The organism is Arthrobacter sp. NPDC055138, assembly GCF_053607305.1.
Genome location: NZ_JBSGTH010000004.1, coordinates 297,731 through 312,229, shown reverse-complemented (window position 1 = coordinate 312,229; position 14,499 = coordinate 297,731). Strand labels below are relative to the sequence as shown.

Genomic DNA, 14,499 nt, shown 5'->3' with positions numbered 1-14,499 from the left:
TAACGACGGCGGTGCCCGGCTACCGATTGCCGCGCGCCTTGGCGGAAATCTTCAAGACCGGACGCCGGCCGCGCACCTAGCTTGGAGGCATGATGACTAATACCACCCAGCCAGCCCACGGCGAATACACCGACCGCGGAGTCCCGCACGGCATGACGTCCTTGACACCGTTCATTGCGCTCACCGACGCCGCGGGCGCCATCGACTTCTACACCCGGGTCCTCGGGGCCAAACTGCTGGACCGGACCGACATGCCTGGCCCGGACGGCAGCCCCGTCGTCGTCCATGCGACGCTCGATTTCGGCGACGGCTGCCTGCAGTTGGGTGAGGTCAACCCGGCCTACCACCTGGTCAGCCCGCCCGAGGGCGACGACGACTGCTACTCGCTGGGCCTTTATGTGCCGGATGTAGATGCCACCGTGGAGCGTGCCGTGGCTGCGGGCGCCAGCATGCGCGAAGACGTGAACACCTTCGTGTCCGGCGACCGGTACGGCAGCATCCGCGATCCCTTCGGCGTCCGGTGGTCCATCATGACCCGTGTGGAGGACCTGTCGCCGGAAGAGAGCAGCCGCCGCGTGGCCGAGTGGGCGGATTCGATGGCGTCCGGAGAGGCCTAACCCTGCATCGCCTTATCCCCGGGCGCGCCCGGGTACTGGCGCGGGGTAAAGCCCAGCACCTGGCGGAACTCCCGGGTCAGATGTGCCTGATCGGAAAAACCCAGCTCGGCAGCGAGTTCGCCGAGGTTCGTTGCGGGCTCGGCCCGGACGCGCTCGGCGGCGTCCTGCAACCGACGGCGGCGCAACATCAGCACCGGCGACATCCCCACGTAGCGGGCCGCCAACCGCTGCAGGGCGCGCTCGGACAAGTGCAGCGCTCCGGCCAGCTGCGGCACTGACCGGATGTCGCCCTCATCGATCAGGTCCACCATCTGATTGGCAAGGGCGGCGTCACTGGACATTCCGCCGTCGGACCGTTGAGCGGCTAGCGCCTGCACGTAATCTTGGAGCAGATCGGCGGCGCGGGCACGATCCGCAGCAACGGCATCGGCCGGCCCGGGATCCGCCGGCCCGGAATCTGCCGCCCCGGAGCGGTCCGTCACGCCAGACCTTCCCATCACCTCGCAGATCGACTCGTGCAGGGCAGTAGCCTCCACCGGGGCTTCCGCGTCCAACAGTTCCGCCGGCCGTTCGGTGAACAACCACACGCCGGCGGGCTTCAGCAGTGCGCCAACCGCCCACCCGCTGCCGGACAGCACCCTGGCGGACGCCCGGCTGGTCGGCCCATAGATCGCGACGCCGTTGGACTCCACCACCACATTGCTCGCCGGATAGCCAAGCACCAACTGCTCAGCCCGCTCCCCCGCCGCCAGATCCCACTCCGGGATCCACACCTGGCGGACAAACGCAGCCACGTCCGCCCGCGCCGGAAACCTTGTCACCACGGACCCGAAGCCCGGCGTCAGGTGCCCCTTCGTCGTCGGCCTGAAACTCATGCTGTGATCGTATCCGCCGTGTGCTTGCCCGGACCGGCACGGCACTATCCTGAAAGGACAGTGCCCGCGAAGGAGTCGTATGTCTTGCTGCCATGGGCCGGAGCGTGAAGGCGCCGCCACCTCTGCCACCACGCCTGCAACTGTTGCCGGAACTGCCCCGGCTAACGGTGCCGCGCCGGCTGTCAGTCCTGCCGCCCAGGAGCGTGACATCGAGCAGGTCTCCCTGCCGGGCGGTAGCTTCCTGATGGGCGACGCTTTCGACGAGGGCTATCCGGAGGACGGCGAAGGGCCGGTCCACGAGGTGGCGCTGTCTCCGTTCACGGTGGACGCCACGACAGTGACCAACGCAGAGTTCCAGCGTTTCGTCGCCGCCACCGGCTACCGAACCGAGTCCGAGGTCTACGGCTACTCGGCGGTGTTCCACCTGCTGATCGCCGCCGATGCCGCTGATATTTTGGGCCGGCCCGAGTCCCTGCAGTGGTGGGTCACGGTCCGGGGTGCCGATTGGGCCCATCCCCATGGACCCAAATCCTCGTGGCAGGACGTTCCGGACCACCCCGTGGTCCAGGTCTCGTGGAACGACGCCGTGGCCTACTGCCGGTGGGCCGGCCGGGCGCTGCCGACCGAGGCGCAGTGGGAGTACGCCGCCCGCGGGGGCCTGGCGCAGGCGCGCTACCCCTGGGGCAACGAGCTAGTGGAACCGGACGGAACGCACCGCTGCAACATCTGGCAGGGCATCTTCCCCACGGACAACACGCTGGACGATGGTTTCCTCGGTCCGGCCCCGGTGCGCAGTTTCCCGCCGAACGGCTTTGGGCTTTACGAGACCAGCGGCAACGTGTGGGAATGGTGCGCGGACTGGTTCCTGCCGAAGTACTACCGCAAGTCCCCCGCGGGCAACCCGCCCGGCCCCACCATCGGGCAGGGCCGGGTCATGCGCGGTGGTTCGTTCCTCTGCCACGATTCGTACTGCAACCGCTACCGGGTGGCGGCCCGTTCCAAGAACACCCCGGACTCGGCGGCGAGCAATATCGGCTTCCGCACCGTCGCAGCCTGAGCGGGCCGGCAGGTGACGCGCTCCGAAGGGTGCGCATCGCCGTCGTTATTCGAAGGCAGCGGCCATGGCGCGGTCCAGTTCCACGATCTGTTCCGGGTTGTAGTCCGCCTTGTCGCCGGGGGTGTAGCGGACGTGGCGCAGCCGTCCGGTGTACCGATAGCAGCCGTGGCGCCGGGACAGCTCCCAGTCCACCGGGCCGCCGCGGTCCAGCCCCACGCTGATTCCGGCGAACGGTGCCATCCCGGTCAGCTGGAAGACTTCCGGCAGGACGGCCAGCTGGCGCCCATCGACATGCAGGCTGATGGCCCACTTGAAGTCCGGCAGCGCGGCAAACTCCACCCGGATAGCGCGGAGCCCGGGTTCGATCGGGGCGCCGATGCGCTTGACCTCGCCGTACTCGTTGTAGGTCAGGACCAGCTTGCCGTGCTCGATGAACAGCACGTAGCCGCCGCCCTGGTCTCCGTGCGCCACCAGCACGCCGCCGTCGCCGGCTGCTAGCTCCACCTGCGCGTCGATGGTGAAGGAGCGCAGCCGGACCAGCTTGGCGGAGCGGTAGCGTTCCAGCGTCGGCGCGCCGGGGTGCAGCGTCACCGGCTGTTCCAAAAGCAGTTCGCTGGCCGGCCGGTTGCGGTTGAACGAGCCGTCGTCGTTGAGCGGGTAGACCTGGTTCCACCAGGCATCTGCCTGCCATTTCGCGGCGAGCTCGCGCACCTTCTCCGGATGTTCGGCGGCCACATTGACCAGTTCGGTGGGGTCGGCTGCCAGGTCGTACAGTTCCCAGCCGTCGTGTTTCCAGCCGGGACCGTTGGGTTCCGGGGCAATCGCCTTCCAGGTCCCGGCGATGTAGCCGCGGCGGCCGTTGAGCTCGGTGTACTGGCTGGTGTGCTCCGACGTTGCCGCAGCGTTCCGCAGCCAGTTGCCGAACGGCACTCCGTCGGTTTCCCGTGCCGGCAGTCCGTGGCGTTCGGCCAGCGGCTGCACGCCGGCAAGTTGCAACAAGGTGGGGCCAATGTCCACGGCATGCGCGAACTGGTGGCGGACGCCGTCGTCGTTCGCGGTCCGGGGCAGGCCGGCCGGCCAGGACAGCAGCATCGGCACCCGGACGCCGCCGGCATGCGGGAACGTCTTGTACATCCGGAACGGGGTGTTCGACGCGTAAGCCCAGCCGCGCGGGTAGTGCACGTAGGTCCGCGGCCCGCCGATCAGCTCGGGGTCCCGCGGCACGTCCGGCTGCCAGTCCTTGGGCAGACCGGACCGCGGTGCGGAGAAACGGCTGAAGTAGCTTCGCGTTCCGGTGTCGCCGCCCTCCGAGGTGCCGCCGTTGTCCGAGGTGAAAACGATGATGGTGTTCTCATACTCACCCAGCGCCTTCAGGTGGTCCGTCAGCCGGCGCAGGTTCTGGTCCACGTTGTCCACCGCGGCGGCATAGGCCTCCATGTAGCGGGCGAACAGCGCCTGTTGTTCGGCACTGAGCGAATCCCACGGCACTACGTCTGAACCGGGTTCACTGTTGCGCGGAGCGCAGGCCGTGCCCTCCGGAAACAGCCCCAGCTCGACCTGCCGGGCGAACCGCTCCGACCGGATGTGGTCCCAGCCGGACTCGTACCGGCCGCGGTATTTCTCCATGTCCGCCGCCTTGGCCTGGACCGGTCCATGCACCGCGGTGTGGGCAAAGTAGAGGAAGAAGGGCTTGCCCGCGTCGCTGCTGCGCAACTCGGAAATCATCCCCAGCGCCTGATCGGTCAGGTCATCGGTGAGGTAGTAGTCCTCCGGATATTCGTCCACCACTACCTGGCTGTTGTCCCGCACCAGCCGGTGCGGGTGGAACAGCGAGGTGAAGCCGTCCATGCAGCCGTAGTAGCGGTCGAAGCCGCGCTGCACCGGCCACGAGGACTTCTCGGCGGCATCGTGCATCTTGGACTCCACCGTCAGATGCCATTTGCCCACCATGAACGTGGCGTACCCTGCCGCCCGGAAGTTCTCGGCCAGCGTCGGCGCGTCCGCCGGCAGTTCCATGGCCGAATTCGGGAAGCCCGGATCCATGTGCGGCACATAAGCAAACCCGGCCCGGTGCGGGTTCATCCCGGTCAGCAGCGCGGCCCGCGCCGGAGCGCACATCGGCGGCGTCTGGTAATTGCCCAGCCGGTACCCGTCCGAGGCGATGTCGGCCAGCGCCGGGGTGTCGATCTCGCCGCCAAACGGGGCGATGTCGCTGTACCCCATGTCATCCATCAACATCACGACGACGTTCGGCGCACCTTCCCGGGCGCGCGCGGCCGGCTTCCAGGCCGCGACGGATTCACTGGCTTTCTCGGCCACGGTTCCTTCGAATCCGGTGTAGTCACGCACCGGGTGCGGGCCGTTGTGGAGCTGATCGTTCATGGTTTTCCTTTGGTGGTGCCGCCGTCCACCCGCCCCAAGGCAACGGGTGGACGGCTGGGGTTAGTGCAACGGCCTTGGCCGGTTAGTGTGTCAGCCGATCTCGGCGCGGTGGCTTTCGCGGGTCATCAGGACCGCAGCCGTGCCCGCGGCGATGACCAGGGCCCAGAAGCCTGCCACCAGCGCGATTCCCCCGCCGGCGACGATCACCAGACCGGTGGCGATCATCGGTGTGAAGCCTGCCCCGAGCACCGATGCTCCTTGGTAGGCGAGCGACGCGCCGGTGTAGCGGACGTGGGTGGGGAACTGCTCCGCGATGAAGGCGCCGATCGGCCCGTACAGCAGCCCCTGGACCAACCCGTTGCCCACAACGATGGCGACGGCGAAGCCCCACATCGTGCCGTTGTCCAGCAGCGTGATCAGCGGGTAGGCGAGGACAATGCCGGTGATGCCGCCGATCACCAGCATCTTGCGCCGGCCCACGCGGTCGCTCATCCGTGCGGCCCAGAACGTTACGATCAGGGTCATGACCGCGCCGGCGGCCTTCCAGTTCAGCACCCCGGAGCGGTCAACGCCGTTCTCCACGGCCACCGAGACGCCCCAGACGGTGAGCAGGCCCTGGCAGCAGTAGAAGCTCATGGTGGCGACGAGGGCCAAGACCACGGCCTTCGGGTGGTTCCGCAGCACATCCAGGAGCGGCATCTTGCGCTTTTCGCTGGCGTCCTCCAGTTTGGCGAACATCGGCGACTCCGTCACCTTCAACCGGATCACCATGCCGACCACGATCAGGACGGCACTCAGCAGGAACGGGATGCGCCAGCCCCACTCAAGGAACTGGTCGCCGGTGGCAGCCGAGACGGCGGAGACCACCAGCGTGGCCAGAATGGCGCCGGCTGGTCCGCCGGCATTGGCGAAGGAGGTGGCGAAGCCACGCTTGGACTTCGGCGCGTGCTCGAGCGCCATCAGTGCGGCGCCGCCCCATTCACCGCCGACGGCGACACCTTGGACCAGGCGGAGGATCACCAGGGCGACCGGGGCCGCGATCCCGATCTGTGCCGTCGGTGGCAGCATCCCGATGATCATGGTGGCCACGCCCATGATCAGCATGGAGAGCACCAGCATCTTCTTGCGTCCGATCCGGTCGCCAAAGTGGCCGAAGACCACGCCGCCGAGCGGCCGGGCCACGTAGCCGGCGGCCAGCGTGGCAAAGGAAGCGAAGAGTGCGAAACCGTCGCCCAGATTGGCGAAGAACACGTGGCCGAAGACCAGCGATGCGGCCGTGGCATACAGGATGAAGTCGTAGTACTCGATGGCGCTGCCGATGAAGCTTGACGAAAGGATGCGGCGCATCTCCCGCGTGTTCAGCGAATCGTTTGCTTCCGGCAGCGTCGCCGGAGTCTCTACCGCCGTGCCGGTGTTGCTGGTTCTCTGCACGTGGAGCTCCTCGAAGGTTGGGGGCGGACTGATTGCTTCAAGTGTGCTGCAGGCCACATAATATGGAAAATCAATTGTTTCGATGCGACCCATCAAGAGGACTTATGACAGAGCTCACCCTGCGGCAGATGGAGTACTTTGTGGCGGTGGTGGACCACGGGTCGGTCACGGCCGCGGCCGCAGCCTGCCACGCCTCGCAGGCTGCTGCGTCCATGGCCATTGCGCAACTCGAGAAGTCCTTGGGGGCTGACCTGCTAGTGCGCAGTCGGTCACGCCAGATTGCCTTGACGCCAGCAGGAATCGAGTTCGCCTCGCACGCCCGGGCGGTTCTCGAGCGGGTGACCGAAGCAGCCGCCTCCATCTCCGACAATCTGGGGCAGATTCGCGGTCCGCTACGCGTTGGTTGCAGCCAGACGCTCTCGCCGCGGCTGGTGCCGCCGCTCGCCGAGTACTTCACCAAGCACCACCCGGAGGTGGACCTGCGCTTCACCGAAAGCTCGGCCGGAGCCGTCCAGGAAGGCCTGCGGGAGGGCCGCCTGGACGTCGCGCTGGTCTATGCGCTCCAAGCGGACGAGGATCTGGACCGAGAGGTCGTCAAGGACATCCAACTCCAGGTGGTGCTGCCGCAAGACCACCGCCTGGCCAAGCAATCCGCGGTGCAGTTGAAAGATATTGCCGCCGAACCCGCGATCCTGCTGGACGTTCCGCCGACCATTGAGCGGTTGACCACCGTGGCCCGACAGGCCGGCCAGGAGCTCAATGTGCGCTGGACCAGCGCCAACATGGAGACCATCCGCTGCATGGTGGCCCGCGGCCTCGGCTACTCCTTCGCCAACAGCCCGCCAGTCGATGGCACCACCTTTGACGGGCTCCAGGTGGTGCACCGGCCGGTCGCCGATAAGCATGCCCGCAACGCCATCGTTGCCCTGCTGCCGGCCGGCCACGCTCCCCCGCGCCGGGTCGCCGCCGCCGTCGAGGTGTTGCGCCAGGCCGAAGCCGCCCGGCCGGAGGCTCCGTGACTCCGCTCCGATACCCAGCCGAGTGGGCTGACTCCGCGCTTCAGCCGAGCCGCGGGGTCCGCGGCGGCTCGGTGCGGCGGGACCCGGTGGCTTCGAAGGCGGCAGATGGATGCCTGGCAGGCGGTGATCCGGGACCTGGTTGCAGTCGGCGTCGCATCGGGCTTGCTCAACACGCCGGATGCGGAATCCGTGGCGTGGCAGATACTGGGCATGATCGATGAGTTGAACGCGCAGGCTCCCGGCGGCGACCGATGAAGCCCAGCCATGATCATTAGTGAGGCACGGCCTCGGCCGCTCGCCTTCGGGAGGTGAGCGGCCGGCATCGTTCTGGTGGGGTTACTTGTTCTGGTTGATCCGGATCATGTTGCCTGATGGGTCCCGGACGGCGCAGTCGCGCGGACCCCACGGCTGGTCCATCGGTTCCTGCAGGACTTCGGCCCCGAAGGAGACCATCCGCTCGAAGAGGGCGTCCAGGTCATCGGTGCGGAAGACCAGCATGGGAAGCACGCCCTTGACCAGCAGCTCCTGGAGCTGGTCGCCGTCGGCCTGCGAGCGGCCGGCGTGCGGAGCGGACAGCACCAGCTCCAGCTCCGGCTGGTCCGGACTGCCCATGGTGATCCAGTGGAAGCCCTCGTTGGCGACGTCGTTGCGGACTTCCAGCCCGAGGCCGTCCCGGTAGAACGGGATGGATTCGGCGGGGTCGTTGACGGTGATGTTGCAGTACTGAAGTGAAATAGTCATGCGCCCAACCTACGCAGGGGCCGGCGCCGCCGCTTCTCGGATCCTGCTCGATCGCGGGTCGATGGGACGTGTCAGCAGCTTCGCGATACAGGGCGGCATCGCCTCGGCCGCCTCATGCTTGCGGCTGCGGTAGGAACTGGGGCTCTCGCCGGTGAGTTGTGTGAACCGCGTGCTGAAGGAACCCAGCGAGGTGCTGCCCACCTCCATGCACGCGTCCGTCACGCTCCAGCCGGCGCGCAGCAGCGCCATGGCCCGCTCGATCCGCCGGGTCATCAGGTAGTTGTACGGAGTTTCGCCATAGGTTGCCTTGAACCGGCGGGAGAAATGGGCCGGCGACATCAGCGCCTTGGCCGCCATCGTCGGCACATCCAGCGGCTGGGCGTAATCGCGGTCGATCAGGTCCCGCGCCCGCCGCAGATGGGCCAAGTTGGCCAGCTCCTCAGGATTCACAGCTTGAGGTTACCGCTCTACGGAACCTGCCGGAAGTTCTGCGGAGTGCCTCCGCTCCACCGGGATCCGCAACCATTGCACTGCCACCCCGGTTGCGCCACGCTAATCACGTGGAACAGCGACCTGATCGCCAGCAGGCTGCCCGTGCGGCTGGCCCGGAAGCTCACCGTCCGAAGGCAGCGGATGCGGCACGCGGCGCCGCAGTGCTGGCACGTGAATCCAGCGAGTTCGACCGCGGGCTCAGCTTCTACGACGTCATTTACGGATTCGCCATCACGCTGCTGGTCACCAACATCGATGCTCCCTCCGCGGAAGCCTGGCAAGACCCGCGGGCACTGCTCGAATCAGGCGTGGTGCACCAACTCGCCGGCTTCGCCCTGAGCTTCGCCGTGATCGCCGTGTTCTGGCGGATAAACCTCCGATTGATTAAACGGCTCTCCGCGCTCGATTCGGCGACGACGACGGCTAACCTCCTGGCTGCCGCTTTCGTCATCCTGATTCCGTTCACCACACAGGGCGTGAGCGACCCGGAGACATCTTTGCTTGAGCTGACCACCGTGCTGTACGCCGCGAACATCATTTTGGCGTCCTTGGCCCAACTGCTGATGTTTGAGATTGCCCGTCGGCACGGTCTCGAGATCGACCCGATGACGCCTCGGCACCACGCAGCCTTCGTGCTCGATTTCCTCGTTCCGCCCTTGGTCTTCGCGGTGTCAATACCCATCGCTTTGGCAGCCGGCGGCACGGCGGGGAAGATCACCTGGGCCGCGCTCATCGTGCTGGGACCGGTCTCGGGCATCCTCGCCACCCGGGTCCAGCAATCAACAACAGGCCCTTGATCCCGGCGAACAGGCCGTTGATGCGGCGCTCCTGAGGGAAATTACCGGGCCAGTGGTCCAGATTCGGCCTCGGACCCTGTGCTTATCCCAGATGTACAGCTAGCCTCTCCGATACCGGCAGCTCCCGCGAGCTGCCGGTCCCATTGTCCGCCGCCGTTCCAGTCGGCCGCGTTCGGGGATGAATCGCTCAACCATTGGAGGACATGCAGTGAAGCACCAGCCCAAGAGCAGCACCAACCAGCTACCTGCCCAACCCAAGCGCTACCGCAGCTTGGCAGCGGCGGCGGCCCTCGCCGTCGTCATTCCCTTCAGCGCCGCGACGCCGGTGCTTGCCGATGCCAACTTCCCCTCCACCGAGGGCAACACCAATATCTCCAGCATCCTGACCTACGACGACGTGGTGAAGGAATTGCGGAAGCTGGAGAAGACCAGCCGCTTTGGCGTGGACGCCTTCACGCTCGAGGAAGCAGGCACGCAGGTCAACAAGTCGGAGCAGGGCCGCGATCTCTGGGTGGCCACGGTCGGCAACGGCGCCGAAGACGTGTGGATCCAGGGCCGCATCCACGGCAACGAGCCCTACGGCACCGACTCCATCCTGACACTGCTGAAGGATCTGGGGACCAATGGTTCGTCGGACTACCAACTACTGCGCGACAAGTTCACCTTCCACTTCATCCCGATGTACAACCCGGACGGCTCGGAAGCAAACATCCGCCACACCATCCTGTGGGATCAGGCCAACGGCCTGCCGGAGTTCGGCGCCAACGGGCGCGAGCAGCGGATCGACCTGAACCGGGACTGGACCCCCAGCGGCTTCGTGGCGAACGAATCGCTGGCCTTCTACGAATACTGGACCGATGTGAAGCCGGCCTACGGCATCGACATCCACCACCAGGGGTTGAAGAAGGAGTGGGGCACCGGTGACGACGTCACCCTCTCGCTGGGCATCTCGCTGGCTCCGGGCGGGCCTACGCTGCCGGGGATCAAAGACGGCGCCTACGACGAACTGACCCGCCAGATGCACGTATACGTATACGACGAGCTGTCCAAGTACGGCTCCATCAACATGGACCGCTACCAGGTGGGCAACGGCCAGGAGATCGACATCAAGGGCGGCGTGGTGTCGGCGATGATGCTGGGCCTGGACTATCAGGGGATGAATCCGGAGGGGCACTCGAACCCGGTGGTCTTCTTCGAAACCTCCGGCAACACCTCGGACGGCAGCCTGGGCCAGAAGGCCCGCGGCAAGAGCATCAAGCAGAACGTGCTCGCCATGAAGGAACTGCTGCTGGGCCTCGCCACCGGCGAAGTTCAGCAGGAGGACGCCGACCGCTGGGAAGACATCCCGCACCAGCCGGTGACGGGCTACAACACCGACTACGCGGGAACCATCCCGGTTCCGTAGCCTGCTTCGCTCAGGGGCGAGGATAGTTGTCCGGGACGTTGCTCCCATTCCGCGCGTCTGAACATATCCGCCTGTCCCGGATTAAAGTGGGGCGGATGGGGCACCTGCCCCATCCGCCCCGCTCGGCGAGACGGACGTTCGACGTTTTCCCGCCCGTCAGAGCTGACCCCTGGTTTGCGCCCTCAGGCCCGTCGGTTCGGCGGATTAGACTGCCATTCGTGCCGGTTCCCCGCATCATCGGCAGTTTGTCCATTCATTGACAATACGTGGCATAATTCGTGCATGGCCCCCGCAGATAAAGCGCCGCAGCAGATTGACGTTTCGAAACTCACGGCCGCTGAATATGGCCGTATGGCCGACGCTTATGCGCGTTCCGTGGCTCCTGATGCAGACCAACTCTCCCTTGGACTAGGGCTCCGGCTGGTGCGCACTTCGGGAGCCTTCGTCAAGGCGGCGGAAAGCGAGGTGCAGCGACCATTGAAACTAAACTGGAGCAGTTTCAGCGCCCTCTACGTCATCTCCGTTTTCAAATCGTTGGAAGCACGCACCGTCGCTCGTTTTACGGGATTGACTCGTCAAGGAGTGTCGCTGGTCTTGACCGGGTTGGAGAAAGCCAGCCTCATTAGCCGGTCTTCCGGGAACCAGGACGATGGCAGACTGGTCAACGTCCGATTCACTCCTGCAGGCGAGAAAACGGCCGACAGTGCGGTCAAGGGACAATTGCACTTTTCGGAAAAATGGTTCTCGGTTTTGGACGCCGATGAACGCTCGGAGTTGAACCGCCTCTTGGAAAAGCTTTTGGACAAAGGACCCCAGCAGGCCCAGCGTCACGAATAGTGGGCCCGCTTATCTGGTCCCTTCGGTCTGGAACAGCCTTGAAAATTCCTCAACTTCGGCCAAGGAGCTCGGGACGGCAAGTGAATCCAGGCTCAGTGCTTCCTCAGCTGGGGTTCCCGCCAGGATCTTCTTGACCGGGATCTCCAGCTTCTTTCCTGTCCTGTTCCGCGGGACGACGTCAACCCGAACGATGTGATCAGGAACATGCCTGGGCGAGAGCCTCGTTCTGAGATCCTGAATAATCTGGTTCCGCCGCTCGGATACGAGCGTGCCGTCGGACGTGGCCACGAACAACACGAGTTGCCCGTTCCCGCCGGCCGGGTCTTCCACATGGACTATAAGGCTGTCGACCACGTCATCACGGTTTTCCAGCACGTTGTAGAACTCGGCTGTACCCATGCGGATGCCTCCGCGGTTGAGGGTCGCGTCTGACCGCCCGGAAATGAGGCAACTGCCGGAATCGGAGCGGAAACGGATGCGGTCGCCATGCCACCAGAGCCCGGGGTACCTCATGAAGTAGCTCTCCAGATACCGTTGATCGCCGTTGTCGCCCCAGAAACCCACTGGCATGGAGGGCATGGGAGACAGCACAACGAGCTCGCCAAACTCGTCGACCACTTCGTGTCCCTCATCGTCCATCGCAACAACGTTGACGCCGAGGCATTTTCCGGACAGTTCACCGGCCCAATCAGGTTGCCATGGACCACTTTGAACGAAGGCAGTACAGACATCCGTACCCCCGCTGCCGATGTTGAAAATCACGTTCGGTCCGAAGTTTTCGCGCACCCAATGGAAGCCCGCGTCAGGCAGGGGGCTGCCTGACGCGCCGAGGGTCCGGATTGAATCCAGTTGATACCGCTTCCCGGGCTGCAACCCGGCATCCTTGCAGGACATGATGAAGCCGGGGCTGATTCCCATGAGCGTAGGTCGCAGTTCCTCGGCTAGCCGCCATTGGTTTTCCATGTCCGGATAACCTGGATCGCCGTCGACCATGATGATGGTGGCCCGCAGCAGCAGGGCCGACACCAGGGAGTTCCACACCATCCACGCCGTGGTTGTGGACCAGATCATTCGGTCGCCGGCACGCAGATCCCAACTCAGGGCACTGTTTTTGACGTGTTCGGCTAGAAACCCCCCATGGCTATGCACAATGGCCTTCGGTTTGCCCGACGTACCCGAAGAAAACAGGATGCACAGCGGATGCGAGAATCCCACGTGCTCGAATTCCAGTAGCGGCGCATCATCCGCAGTAGTGGGCAGCTCCGACCAGGAAACCGCCCCTGGTGCTGTTTCTATGTCAAAGTCGCCGTAGGGGACGGCGACCGTAGCCAGGAGGTCTGGCAGTGCCGAGCGAATCTGTGCAAGTTCCCCGGCCCGGTCAATGTGCTTTGTGCCGTGCACGTAACCGGTAACGGCAAAGAGTACCTTCGGTCGGATCTGCGCAAACCTGTCGATGACTCCTTGGGCCCCGAATTCCGGTGGGCAGGCAGCCCAGACAGCTCCTAGGCTGGCGGTGGCAAGAAAGGCCACGGCGGCTTCCGGAATATTGGGCAAGTAGCCGGCAACCCGGTCTCCCTTGCCCACCCCAAGCTGTTTCAAGGCGCTCCGAACGCGGGCCACGCCCTCCTGCAGTTCGGCAAAGGTGAGCTGCACTCGTCCGCGCGTCTGGGAAACGCCGATGATTGCGGTGTCCTGGTCCTCGGCTTGGGCTGCGCCCCGCGGTGCGGTTCGGCCCACTCCGAGCAGTGCGTTTTCTGCGTAGTTGATCAACGACCCCTCGAACCATCGGGCGCCGGGCATCGTCTGCTCGCCCAAAGCCTCGACGTAACTGCCGTGGTCCCGGATCTCGAAGTAGTCCCACACCGAACTCCAGAAGCCGTTGAGGTCACGCACTGTCCACCGGTGCAGTTCGTCATAACTTTCGAATTGCTCGCCACGATTTTGGTTCAGCCAGTCCAGGTAGTCGCCCAAAAAAGTCTTCTTCAGCCCCTCTCCCTTGACGGGCTCGCGCAGCAAGGCTGGCAAGGGCTCGGATCCCGCCATACCGACGTTGGTTTGCGTAACGTCCATTCGGATTAGCTCCTCGAGGTTGCTTTGTGGATCTGGGCCGCGGCTTCCGGGGACGACAGGCTCTGCACGAACCGCTCAGCTTCCCGGTCCAAAGCATCAGAAAGCGGCAGGTCCAGGCCGTCGCGCAGGTTCTCTTTCATCGCCTTGACCCCGCCTGGAAAGGCAACGGCCGCTCGCGCCCACTCCAGGGCAGTTTCGATCAAGATGCCCACTTCCACCACTTCGCCCACGAGGCCAGCGGCGTACGCCTCCTGCGCGCCGATCGCCCGTGGCCGCAAAAGCCAGTCGGCGGCTCTGGCACGGCCCACGCACTCTGCCAACATCCTGGTGGTGCCAAAGTCCGAGGACAGGCCGAGCGATAGAAAAGCCGTGTTGAATTTGGCGCTGCTCGCCGCCACCCGCAAATCACACGCGCTGATCCAGCCGAGAGCCGCCCCCACACAAGCACCGTTGACCGCAGCAATACTGAGTTGCGGCATACCCCGAATCAGCTCAACCAGCCGGGCATTGCCGCGCATACGGGTTGTCAAGGCTACCCCGCCGCCCGGCCTGCCCGCCTCCTCCGCTAGGCCTGTCAGCATCTGCAGTCTGCCGCCAACGCTGAAGGCACGGCCCGCACCGGTAAGGACCATGGCGCCAACCCCAGGGGCAGCTGCCACCTGCTCAAGGGCAGTGATCACCCCGGCTGTCATTTCGTCGTCCAAAACGTTCATACTGTCCGGGTCATTTAACGTCAGCACGGCGACGCCGTCGGCTATTTCCAGGTTCACCGGCAT

Annotated in this window: 14 protein-coding genes; 7 read left to right on the top strand and 7 right to left on the bottom strand. The window is 65.2% G+C overall.

What is annotated here, in order from left to right; translation table 11 throughout:
- Positions 1-89: 89 nt before the first annotated feature.
- The gene (locus ACWF5H_RS12060) at positions 90-617 is read left to right on the top strand and encodes a VOC family protein (RefSeq protein WP_452037107.1); all 528 of its coding nucleotides are present in this window, start codon (positions 90-92) and stop codon (positions 615-617) included.
- Here the strand turns inward: ACWF5H_RS12060 and ACWF5H_RS12055 are convergent.
- Positions 614-1,492 (bottom strand): helix-turn-helix domain-containing protein, encoded by an 879-nt coding sequence (locus tag ACWF5H_RS12055; RefSeq protein WP_452037105.1) that lies wholly within the window; start codon positions 1,490-1,492, stop codon positions 614-616. The two genes, ACWF5H_RS12060 and ACWF5H_RS12055, sit on opposite strands and share 4 nt — an antisense overlap.
- A gap of 79 nt (positions 1,493-1,571) precedes the next feature.
- Between ACWF5H_RS12055 and ACWF5H_RS12050 the strand changes: the two genes are divergently transcribed.
- Complete coding sequence (locus tag ACWF5H_RS12050; RefSeq protein ID WP_452037104.1) at positions 1,572-2,549, top strand: formylglycine-generating enzyme family protein; 978 nt, start codon at positions 1,572-1,574, stop codon at positions 2,547-2,549.
- 45 nt (positions 2,550-2,594) lie between these two features.
- Here the strand turns inward: ACWF5H_RS12050 and ACWF5H_RS12045 are convergent, their stop codons facing one another.
- Both ACWF5H_RS12045 and ACWF5H_RS12040 read right to left on the bottom strand, forming a co-directional pair.
- A complete protein-coding gene (locus ACWF5H_RS12045) occupies positions 2,595-4,931 on the bottom strand; it encodes an arylsulfatase (RefSeq protein ID WP_452037102.1) in 2,337 nt (778 codons plus the stop codon).
- 90 nt (positions 4,932-5,021) lie between these two features.
- Positions 5,022-6,362, bottom strand: coding sequence for an MFS transporter (locus ACWF5H_RS12040; RefSeq protein WP_452037100.1), 1,341 nt, complete (start codon positions 6,360-6,362; stop codon positions 5,022-5,024).
- 104 nt (positions 6,363-6,466) lie between these two features.
- On the opposite strand from ACWF5H_RS12040, the gene ACWF5H_RS12035 reads away from it, so the two are divergent.
- Together ACWF5H_RS12035 and ACWF5H_RS12030 are read left to right on the top strand one after the other, a co-directional pair.
- Positions 6,467-7,381 carry a LysR substrate-binding domain-containing protein gene (locus tag ACWF5H_RS12035; protein ID WP_452037098.1) on the top strand — a complete coding sequence of 305 codons (915 nt, stop codon included), beginning with the start codon at positions 6,467-6,469 and terminating at the stop codon, positions 7,379-7,381.
- A 105-nt stretch (positions 7,382-7,486) separates the two neighbouring features.
- Positions 7,487-7,636: a hypothetical protein gene (locus ACWF5H_RS12030; RefSeq protein WP_452037096.1), complete on the top strand. Its 150-nt coding sequence runs from the start codon at positions 7,487-7,489 to the stop codon at positions 7,634-7,636.
- A gap of 81 nt (positions 7,637-7,717) precedes the next feature.
- Here ACWF5H_RS12030 and ACWF5H_RS12025 read toward each other — a convergent pair whose 3' ends face one another.
- On the bottom strand, positions 7,718-8,122 hold the full coding sequence (locus ACWF5H_RS12025; protein ID WP_452037095.1) for a VOC family protein: 405 nt from the start codon (positions 8,120-8,122) through the stop codon (positions 7,718-7,720).
- Between the two features lie 9 nt (positions 8,123-8,131).
- Positions 8,132-8,572 carry a helix-turn-helix domain-containing protein gene (locus ACWF5H_RS12020; RefSeq protein ID WP_127515003.1) on the bottom strand — a complete coding sequence of 147 codons (441 nt, stop codon included), beginning with the start codon at positions 8,570-8,572 and terminating at the stop codon, positions 8,132-8,134.
- A gap of 110 nt (positions 8,573-8,682) precedes the next feature.
- On the opposite strand from ACWF5H_RS12020, the gene ACWF5H_RS12015 reads away from it, so the two are divergent.
- The 3 genes from ACWF5H_RS12015 to ACWF5H_RS12005 all read left to right on the top strand — a co-directional run bounded on the left by ACWF5H_RS12015 (position 8,683) and on the right by ACWF5H_RS12005 (position 11,653).
- The gene (locus ACWF5H_RS12015) at positions 8,683-9,411 is read left to right on the top strand and encodes a TMEM175 family protein (RefSeq protein WP_452037094.1); all 729 of its coding nucleotides are present in this window, start codon (positions 8,683-8,685) and stop codon (positions 9,409-9,411) included.
- Positions 9,412-9,619: 208 nt separating this feature from the next.
- A complete protein-coding gene (locus tag ACWF5H_RS12010) occupies positions 9,620-10,816 on the top strand; it encodes a M14 family zinc carboxypeptidase (RefSeq protein WP_452037092.1) in 1,197 nt (398 codons plus the stop codon).
- Between the two features lie 282 nt (positions 10,817-11,098).
- Positions 11,099-11,653, top strand: coding sequence for a MarR family winged helix-turn-helix transcriptional regulator (locus ACWF5H_RS12005; protein WP_452037090.1), 555 nt, complete (start codon positions 11,099-11,101; stop codon positions 11,651-11,653).
- A 9-nt stretch (positions 11,654-11,662) separates the two neighbouring features.
- On the opposite strand, the gene ACWF5H_RS12000 is transcribed toward ACWF5H_RS12005, so the two are convergent.
- Entirely contained in the window at positions 11,663-13,723 is a 2,061-nt protein-coding gene (locus ACWF5H_RS12000; RefSeq protein ID WP_452037089.1) for an acetoacetate--CoA ligase, read from the bottom strand.
- A gap of 5 nt (positions 13,724-13,728) precedes the next feature.
- A complete protein-coding gene (locus ACWF5H_RS11995) occupies positions 13,729-14,499 on the bottom strand; it encodes an enoyl-CoA hydratase/isomerase family protein (RefSeq protein WP_452037088.1) in 771 nt (256 codons plus the stop codon).

Excerpts from the sequence above, each read along its gene's own strand:
- ACWF5H_RS12025 (WP_452037095.1), bottom strand. The coding sequence starts at position 8,122 with ATGACTATTTCACTTCAGTACTGCAACATCACCGTCAACGACCCCGCC.
- ACWF5H_RS12050 (WP_452037104.1), top strand. The coding sequence starts at position 1,572 with ATGTCTTGCTGCCATGGGCCGGAGCGTGAAGGCGCCGCCACCTCTGCC.
- ACWF5H_RS12055 (WP_452037105.1), bottom strand. The coding sequence starts at position 1,492 with ATGAGTTTCAGGCCGACGACGAAGGGGCACCTGACGCCGGGCTTCGGG.
- ACWF5H_RS12005 (WP_452037090.1), top strand. The coding sequence starts at position 11,099 with ATGGCCCCCGCAGATAAAGCGCCGCAGCAGATTGACGTTTCGAAACTC.
- ACWF5H_RS12045 (WP_452037102.1), bottom strand. The coding sequence starts at position 4,931 with ATGAACGATCAGCTCCACAACGGCCCGCACCCGGTGCGTGACTACACC.
- ACWF5H_RS11995 (WP_452037088.1), bottom strand. The coding sequence starts at position 14,499 with ATGCCGGTGAACCTGGAAATAGCCGACGGCGTCGCCGTGCTGACGTTA.
- ACWF5H_RS12060 (WP_452037107.1), top strand. The coding sequence starts at position 90 with ATGATGACTAATACCACCCAGCCAGCCCACGGCGAATACACCGACCGC.
- ACWF5H_RS12035 (WP_452037098.1), top strand. The coding sequence starts at position 6,467 with ATGACAGAGCTCACCCTGCGGCAGATGGAGTACTTTGTGGCGGTGGTG.
- ACWF5H_RS12000 (WP_452037089.1), bottom strand. The coding sequence starts at position 13,723 with ATGGACGTTACGCAAACCAACGTCGGTATGGCGGGATCCGAGCCCTTG.
- ACWF5H_RS12030 (WP_452037096.1), top strand. The coding sequence starts at position 7,487 with ATGGATGCCTGGCAGGCGGTGATCCGGGACCTGGTTGCAGTCGGCGTC.